The 5,175-nt window shown below is 73.0% G+C and carries 6 protein-coding genes and 1 pseudogene; 5 read left to right on the top strand and 2 right to left on the bottom strand.

What is annotated here, in order from left to right; translation table 11 throughout:
• The 5 genes from tmk to AB0M20_RS26225 form a co-directional block, all read left to right on the top strand.
• Positions 1–1,182: dTMP kinase (tmk, locus tag AB0M20_RS26245; RefSeq protein ID WP_364302539.1), on the top strand; the 1,182-nt coding region annotated here is incomplete at its 5' end.
• Between the two features lie 22 nt (positions 1,183–1,204).
• A complete protein-coding gene (locus AB0M20_RS26240; RefSeq protein WP_364302541.1) occupies positions 1,205–2,398 on the top strand; it encodes a DNA polymerase III subunit delta' in 1,194 nt (397 codons plus the stop codon).
• A gap of 129 nt (positions 2,399–2,527) precedes the next feature.
• Entirely contained in the window at positions 2,528–2,860 is a 333-nt protein-coding gene (locus tag AB0M20_RS26235) for a YbaB/EbfC family nucleoid-associated protein (RefSeq protein ID WP_364302537.1), read from the top strand.
• Entirely contained in the window at positions 2,857–3,162 is a 306-nt protein-coding gene (locus AB0M20_RS26230) for a type VII secretion target (RefSeq protein WP_364302535.1), read from the top strand. The genes AB0M20_RS26235 and AB0M20_RS26230 overlap by 4 nt, the downstream gene beginning before the upstream one ends.
• 22 nt (positions 3,163–3,184) lie before the next feature.
• A complete protein-coding gene (locus tag AB0M20_RS26225; RefSeq protein ID WP_364302533.1) occupies positions 3,185–3,838 on the top strand; it encodes a hypothetical protein in 654 nt (217 codons plus the stop codon).
• On the opposite strand, the gene AB0M20_RS26220 is transcribed toward AB0M20_RS26225, so the two are convergent.
• On the bottom strand, positions 3,819–4,250 hold the full coding sequence (locus AB0M20_RS26220) for an NUDIX domain-containing protein (protein ID WP_364302531.1): 432 nt from the start codon (positions 4,248–4,250) through the stop codon (positions 3,819–3,821). The genes AB0M20_RS26225 and AB0M20_RS26220 overlap by 20 nt on opposite strands.
• A 327-nt stretch (positions 4,251–4,577) precedes the next feature.
• Positions 4,578–5,175, bottom strand: a pseudogene (locus AB0M20_RS26215) (hypothetical protein); the annotation flags it as partial.

The following is a 5,175-nucleotide window of genomic DNA, read 5'->3' as shown; positions in this document are numbered from 1 at the left end:
GTGCTGGCGAGCGGCTCGGTCATCTTCCTGGCGGTGGCCATCCACCTGTCCATGGCGCTGCTCGGCGCGATCCTGGTCGGCGCCGGCGCGGGCATGGCGTTCCTGGCCGGCACCACGCTGCTCGGCGGCCAGGTCGGTGACGAGGTACGCGGCCGGGTCTTCGCGGTGGTGCAGATCGGCACCCGGCTGGTGCTGCTGCTGGCCATCTCCCTCTCCGGCCTGCTGGTCGGCCTGGGCGGCTCCCGCCGCTTCTCGGTCGGCTTCCTCGACATCTCGGTCTCGGCGACCCGCCTGCTGCTGCTCATCGCGGGCGTCGTCGGCGTGTGGACCGGGATCAGCGCGTTCCGGCAGATGGATGACAAGCGTGGCGTGCCGGTGCTGGCCGACCTGTGGGGCTCGATCCGCGGCCGGCCGCTGTCGCCGCCCGAGGAGTTCGTCCGGCACGGCGTCTTCGTGGTCTTCGAGGGCGGTGAGGGCGCGGGCAAGTCGACCCAGGTGACCCGGCTGGCCTCGGCGCTGCACGCCAAGGGCCAGGACGTGGTGGTCACCCGGGAGCCGGGCGCGACCGATGTGGGGGCGCGCATCCGCGGGCTGGTGCTGGACAAGGGGGACGCGCCGTCGCCGCGCGCCGAGGCGCTGCTCTATGCGGCGGACCGCGCGCATCACGTGGCCACGGTGGTCCGTCCGGCCTTGGCGCGGGGCGCGGTGGTGGTCAGCGATCGGTACGTGGACAGCTCGCTGGCCTATCAGGGCGCCGGGCGTACGTTGCCGGTGCAGGAGATCTCCTGGCTGTCCGCGTGGGCGACCGGCGGCCTCAAGCCCGACCTGGTGGTCCTGCTCGACGTGGATCCCGGTGTCGGCCTGGCGCGGGTCGACTCGCGGGGCCAGGGCGCCGACCGGCTGGAGAGCGAGTCGAGGGCCTTCCACGAGCGCGTCCGGTACGCGTTCCTCGACCTCGCCGCCGCCGACCCCAAGCGCTATCTGGTGCTGGACGCCGCCCTGCCGCCCGAGGAGATCGCCGCGGCCGTGGAGAAGCGGATCGAGAGTCTCCTTGCCTCCGACGACCACCCGGCCGACGCGTCCACCAGACCGCCGTCGTTCACGCCCGACAACACCGCTCTCGACACCATGGAGGAGTTGGTCGAGCAGCCGCCGGCGAGCAACAATGGCCGCCGTGACTGACGTGGCGCAGGCCGACGTGCTCCTGACGGGCGTCTTCAGTGACCTGGTCGGTCAGGACGAGGCGGTCGACGTGTTGCGCCGGGCCGCCGAGTCGGCCGCCCGGATCGTCGCGGGCACCGCGACCGGCAACGGGGCGATGACCCACGCGTGGATCTTCACCGGGCCGCCCGGTTCGGGGCGGTCGGTGGCCGCGCGGGCATTCGCCGCGGCGCTGCAGTGCGAGCGTGACGGTGCCGGCTGCGGCGAGTGCCACGGGTGCCACACCGTGCTGGGCCGCACGCACGCGGATGTTCGCTTCGTCGTGCCCGAGGGGCTGTCCATCGGCGTCGGTGAGATGCGCGCGCTGGTCCTGCGGGCGAGCAGCGCGCCCTCCGGTGGCCGCTGGCAGGCGGTCGTCGTCGAGGACGCCGACCGGCTCACCGAGCAGGCCGGCAACGCGCTGCTCAAGGCGATCGAGGAGCCGCCGCCGCGGACCGTCTTCCTGCTCTGCACGCCGTCCACGCACCCGGACGACATCTCGGTCACCATCCGTTCGCGGTGCCGCGTGGTTCCGCTGCGCCAGCCACCCGCCGAGGCGGTGGCCGAGGTGCTGACCCGGCGCGACGGCATCGCCCCCGACGTGGCGGCCTGGGCCGCGGCCGCCGCGCAGGGCCACGTGGGCCGGGCGAAGAGGCTGGCGCGGGACGGCGATGCCCGCACCCGGCGCGAGGCGGTGCTGGCCGTCCCACGCCGGCTGACCGGCATCGGGGCCTGCTTCGACGCGGCGTCCGCGCTGATCGAGGCGGCCGAGGCGGAGGCGGCCGCGGCGGTCGCCGAGACCGACGCCTCGGAGAAGGCTTCGCTGGAGCAGGCGCTCGGCGCGGGCGGCACCGGCCGGGGCGCGGCGGGGGCGATGCGCGGCGCGGCGGGTCAGATCAAGGACCTGGAGCGCAGGCAGCGGTCGCGCGCCACCCGGTCGCAGCGGGACGCCCTGGACCGGGCGCTGGTCGACCTGGCCGGGTTCTACCGCGACGTGCTGGTCACCAAGCTGCGCGCGCCGGTGCCGGTGGTGCACTCGGACGCCAAGCAGATGTCTGCGGCGGCGGCCGAGAGGTGGACGCCGGAGAGCACGTTGCGCCGCCTGGAGGCGGTCCTGGCGTGCCGGGAGGCGATCGACCTCAACGTCAAGCCGCGCATCGCCGTGGAGGCGATGATGGTCACCCTCTGGGAAGGCTGATTGTCCACTGTGGGTTATCCACAGTCCCGGTTCATCCACAGTCCTCGGTTATCCACAGGCAGGTCGCATCGGTCGCCGTGATTCGGTACGGTTCTGGATCTGAACCGTTACGCCCGGTGAGGAGCCTGCATGGCCCGTGAGATCGACGAGGCGTGGATCGACGAGGCGATCGACCGCTACCGGCGGATCGACGCGTTGCGCGCGGAGTTCGAGAGGGCCGTGGCGGCGCATGTCGTCTCCGTGCACTCGCCGGACGACACGGTCGAGGTGTTGGTGACGGCCGCCGGTGACATCACCGACGTCCGGATTCGCGGGAGTCTGCAGCATCGGCATGCGGCAGACCTGGCCAGGGAGGTGCAGGCGGTGGTGACGAGTGCGGCCGAGGCGGCTCGCTGGGCGCGCGAGAAACTCCACGACGAGGTGTTCGGCGCCTTCCGGTCACTGCACACGGACGTCAAATGATCAGCGACAAGCTGCCCGAGAGCCTGAGTGCCGCCGCCGATCTGCTGTCGGGTGTGGACCGCTCGCTGCCGGGCCTGGTCGCGCCGGCCGGGGCGTTCGGCGCCGGCGGCGCCGGTGTGCCGGGCCGGGTGAGTCGTGAGCTCCACGAGCATTGGCGGGCGGTGGTCGCGGCCCGTGCCCGCGAGGCGGCCGACGCGGAGGCTCGGTTGCGGGACCTGGCGGACGGGGTCCGGTCCACCGCACGCGATTACGCGCTGACGGACGAGACGGCGGCCCGCCGCATCGAGCGGGAGTCCCGATGATGGGCGTTTCGTGGGTGGCGCGGTGAGCGACCGGCTGGATTCCGTGCTCGACACCGCGGCGCCCCTGCTTAAGCGGGTTGACGAGGTGCTGTCCGCGTCCGGCGCACCGCCCGATCACGAGGTGTGGCCGACGCTGCGCCGGGTGCGCCTGCTGCCGTGGGACGCCGTCAACGCGGTGGCCGCCCTCCGCCCGGCGGCCCTGGCCGAGGCCGCGCCCGAGCTGCGCGCCGACGCCCAGGCCTGCGCCGCGGCCGCCGAGTCGCTGCCCCCTCCCGGCGAATGGTCGGGCACGGCCGCCGATGCGTACGACGATCTGCGCAAGCGCACGGCGGTCCACCTGACCGGCACGGCCGACAGCCTCGACGTGCGCCTGACCGCGACCGCCGACCTGGCCGACGCGCTGACCTCCTGGATGTCCGAGGCGAGAGCCGGCCTCGCCGCCACCCTGGCCGAGATCCTCACCTCGACCGAGGCCCTGGCCCTGTCCCCGCAGGCAGCGCCGTCGGCGCCGTCAGCGCACAGCGCGCCGGGGGCCGTTGATCCGGCCTCCGAGCCCGAGGCCCGGGCCGCCGCCGACGTCGCCGCAAGGGTCCTGCAGTCGGTGGCCGACACCTACGACGCCGCGGCCGGCCTGATGTCCACGACCGCGGACCTGACTAACGTCCGCTGGTCGTGACGAGCAGGTCGAGCAGCCCGGATGGGTAGAGGGTGAGGCGGTTGCTCGCGAAGGCGTCCAGCGGCTGCCACAGGACCGGGCTGCCCTCGTCGATGACGTGGCCGACCCGGTCGTTCTCGTACAGTAACGGGTCGCTCAGCACTGCGGTGTGGACGAAGACGATCTCGTGGGCCGACCGGCCGAAGGCGGTGAAGATGTTCTCCAGCACCCCGAGCGGCGCGACGTCGGTCAGCTCGACCGCCAGCTCCTCACGGATCTCGCGGCGGAGCGCCTCGACGGCCGTCTCGCCGAACTCGATGCCGCCACCCAGCGGCCGATAGAACGTCTCGTCCTTGGTCTCGTCGCGGCCCTCGAAGACCAGGATGTCGTCGCGCCGCCGCACGGCGGCGAGCACGATCGGCCGGATCTGCACGCGGCGAGCCTAGACCAGACCGGCATACCGGGACGTGGCTACGGCGCCGCATTCGGCTTACCGGTTTCCGAATGCGACGCCGCCGCCTCCTGCACCCCCCGCAGGTCTACGCCTCACTCAACGCGGCAACGGGAAGATTGTCGCCACCCGGCGCGCGGATTGAGCCGCACGGTCGACCCAGGACGACCCCAAACGGGACTTCGATCGATCTCTACGGACGACGGAGATCGCGCCGTCCGACCGATGACATCGACGACCATGGACGCCTCGTGAAATTTCTTCGGCGAATCCCATCATCTGCCGCAGGGTTTCCGGCCGAGGTTCGCATCAAGCGTCGAAGCGTCGTCGGCGCAGCCCGAAGGTCAACGCGCCGGCACCGCCCACCAGCAACGCTCCACCGGCGATCAGCATCATGTCGACCCGCGGTCCCGTGATCGGCAGGCTGCCGCCCTGCCCCGCGGACGCATCGGACACCCCGGCCGCCCCGGCGGTGTCGGTCTCGGGGGCGACCGCCGCCGACTCGAGCACGCCGATCCCCAAGGCGAGCGTGAGGTCGGCGCCCTTGCCGTACCCCCGGTCCGCGCCACGCTGCGCGATGCTCACCTTGATCGCGGTGGCCTTCGCCGCCACCGCATGATCCTTCGTGGCCTGCCGCACGTCACCCAGCGAGATCTTCACGCTGGTGCCGCTGCCCGGCGCGGGCGTCGACTCCGGCTCACCGTCGCCGCCCAGCGACGGCAGCCCCGGAATGGCCGGCAGCGGCAGGTCGCCCGCCGCTCCGCCGTTCAGCCGCGGCAGCCGCAGCGACTCGGTCTGCCGCTCACTGAAGGTCATCTCCATGCTGTCGCCGGCGGCGTCCAGCTTCGTGGTCTTGATGCCCGCGCCGGAGATCTCGATCGCGGCCGGCTTGTACTGGACCTCGCCC

It is taken from the genome of Actinoplanes sp. NPDC051633 (genome assembly GCF_040681735.1).
GTDB lineage: Bacteria > Actinomycetota > Actinomycetes > Mycobacteriales > Micromonosporaceae > Actinoplanes.
The sequence above is the reverse complement of the archived record's forward strand: the minus strand, read 5'-3'. Positions and strand labels throughout refer to the sequence as shown.